This window comes from Nonomuraea diastatica, assembly GCF_004349015.1.
Taxonomy (GTDB): domain Bacteria; phylum Actinomycetota; class Actinomycetes; order Streptosporangiales; family Streptosporangiaceae; genus Nonomuraea; species Nonomuraea diastatica.
Genome location: NZ_SMKP01000375.1, coordinates 1 through 2,448 on the forward strand (window position 1 = coordinate 1; position 2,448 = coordinate 2,448).

Sequence of the window (2,448 nt, forward strand, 5' to 3'; positions counted from 1 at the left end):
GGTGGGGATTCCGCGGCGGATTGAGATATCTGCGCGGGTGTGGAGTCCCGGGTGGATTGAGGGGTTTGTGAGAGCAGGGTGTCCGGCGTGCGAGGAGCCGGCGCAGCGGGGGAGCCCTGGATGCGAGACGTCTGCGCGGTTGGGTCCGGGGTGTGAGAGGGCTGGGTGGGCTGGATGTCTGGGTTGGAGGCAGAGGTATGGGGCGACATGGTCGCTGGGGCGGCGGGAGCGGATGGCATGGGGCTGCTGACGGTGCCTTCGTGGAGTGGGATGGACATGGGACGGTCAAGGGCGCTTTCGGAGACGGGGAAGAACTGGCGCAGGGCTGGGATCGCGGTGGGCGCGTGCGGGAGGTCTCGGAGTCGGCCCTGAAGGCTGGCCGGAGGACCTCTCAAGAACCCGGGAGCCGGAGCTGGAAGGGGCTCGGCGGCGACACGGGCGCTGTTGTAGAGATTCGGCGGCGTCACGACGTGACTCCCAGCCAGAAACCGAGCGCGCCGGTGGTTTCGTCCTCCTCCGGGCGGTCCTTGCCTGCCAGATCGGCGAGGGTCCAGGCGACCCGGACCACGCGGTCGAGGCCGCGGGCGGTGAGGATGCCGGAGTCGAGGCAGGACGTCATGGGCCGCATGGCCGCCTCACCTGGGCGGTAGTCGGCATGTAGCACGGAGGAGGGGATTTCGGCGTTGGTGCGCCAGGGGGTGTCGGCCAGGCGCTTGGCGGCTCGGTCCCGGGCCACCAGCACGCGTTCGGCCACCGTCTTGCTGGTCTCCACGAACTGGCGGTCGGCCAGGAGTTCGCGCCTTGACGAGCGGACGACCGTGACCTTCATGTCTATGCGGTCAAGGAGCGGGCCTGAGAGTCTGCCGAGGTAGCGGCGTCTGGTCGTGGGGGAGCATTTGCACGTTTCGCGCTTGTCGTCGGCCTGGGCACAGGGGCAGGGGTTCGCGGCCAGGACGAGCATGAACCGGGCGGGGAACGTGACCGATCCCGCGGATCTGGACACCGTCACCCGGCCGGACTCCAGCGGTTGCCGCAGGGAGTCGAGGACATGGCGGGGAAACTCGGGAGCCTCGTCCATGAACAACAGGCCCCTGTGGGCGAGGGAGACCGCCCCCGGGCGCACGACCGTGCTGCCGCCGCCGATGATAGCGGCGGACGTCGCCGTGTGGTGCGGGGCGACGAACGGTGGCCTGCTCATCATGGGCGAGTCGGGCGGCAGCACACCCGCGACGGAGTGGATGGCGGTGACCTCCAGGGCATGATCGAGCTCCAGATCCGGCAGCAGGGTGGGGAGGCGTTCGGCCAGCAGGGTTTTGCCGGTGCCGGGCGGGCCGAGCATCCACAGGTTGTGGCCGCCTGCCGCGCACACTTCGAGGGCTCGGCGGGCCACCGGCTGCCCGACGACGTCAGACAGGTCGACTGCGGGGGCGGGGGCGGACCTCTGCGGTTCCACGATGTCGTCGGTCCGGGCTTCGGGCGGGTCGTCGCCCGTGCGCAGCCACTCGACCAACTGGCGCAGGCCGGACATGGGAACGACCTTGACGTCAGGCACCAGGGCCGCCTCGGCCGAGTTGGCGGCCGGCACGACAACCGTGGCGCCACCGTGTCTGGCGGCGCCGAGCACCGAGGGGAGGACGCCGCGCACGGGTCTGATGCGGCCGTCGAGGCCGAGCTCACCCAGGAAGAACGGCTCCGCGATGCGCTCGGCAGGGATCACTCCCGCGGCGCCCAGGATCGCCACGGCTATGGCCAAATCGAACTGGGACCCGCGTTTGGGCAGGCTGGCAGGGAAGAGGCTGACGATGATGCGGGCATCGGGCCAGGGATAACTGCTGTTGACGACCGCCGACCTGACGCGGTCGCGGGCCTCGCTGAGCGCGGTGTCGGGAAGGCCGATGAGGTGGATGCCCGCCAATCCGTTGCCCACGTCGGCCTCGACCTCGACGGTGCGCCCGGCGACTCCGACGACGGCCACGCTGCGGGTGCGGGCCACGGCCATCAGATCGCCCCCCGTATGTGGCGCAGCGCGAAATCGCCCGCGAAGCGCTCTAGGGCGATCACGTCCACGCGCACGGTGTCGAAGGTGCGTTGCTGCGTCGCCAGCCATTTCGCCGCCAGCATGTGGAGCCGGGCCAGCTTGGCCCGGCTCACGCCCTCCAGGGCTGTGCCGTGGGACGTGGCCGATCGTGTCTTGACCTCGACCACGATCAGGCTGGGACCTTCTTCGGCGATGACGTCGATCTCGCCGTGACGGCAGCGCCAGTTACGCTCGATCACTTTCATCCCCTGTGCCTCCAGGTAGGTCACGGCTAGCTGCTCGCCTTGTCTGCCGAGGTCGAGTCTCTTGTTTGCGGGCATGTGCCACCTCCGTATGGCTGTCGGGCACCGACTCTCGTGGATGGGTGGTGGGGTGAGGTCGACCGAACGGGGTTCTGGGGATGACGGGGT

General features: G+C 69.6%; 2 protein-coding genes. Both read right to left on the bottom strand.

What is annotated here, in order from left to right:
* Positions 1-463: 463 nt before the first annotated feature.
* A complete protein-coding gene (locus tag E1294_RS51630) occupies positions 464-1,999 on the bottom strand; it encodes a YifB family Mg chelatase-like AAA ATPase (RefSeq protein ID WP_132520610.1) in 1,536 nt (511 codons plus the stop codon).
* Positions 1,999-2,358 (bottom strand): YraN family protein, encoded by a 360-nt coding sequence (locus tag E1294_RS51635; protein ID WP_132520613.1) that lies wholly within the window; start codon positions 2,356-2,358, stop codon positions 1,999-2,001. Before E1294_RS51635 ends, E1294_RS51630 begins: the two co-directional genes overlap by 1 nt.
* Between the last annotated feature and the right edge of the window lie 90 nt (positions 2,359-2,448).

What these genes read in the sequence shown, in the direction of transcription:
- E1294_RS51635 (WP_132520613.1), bottom strand. Translation starts at nt 2,358, where the DNA reads ATGCCCGCAAACAAGAGACTCGACCTCGGCAGACAAGGCGAGCAGCTA.
- E1294_RS51630 (WP_132520610.1), bottom strand. Translation starts at nt 1,999, where the DNA reads ATGGCCGTGGCCCGCACCCGCAGCGTGGCCGTCGTCGGAGTCGCCGGG.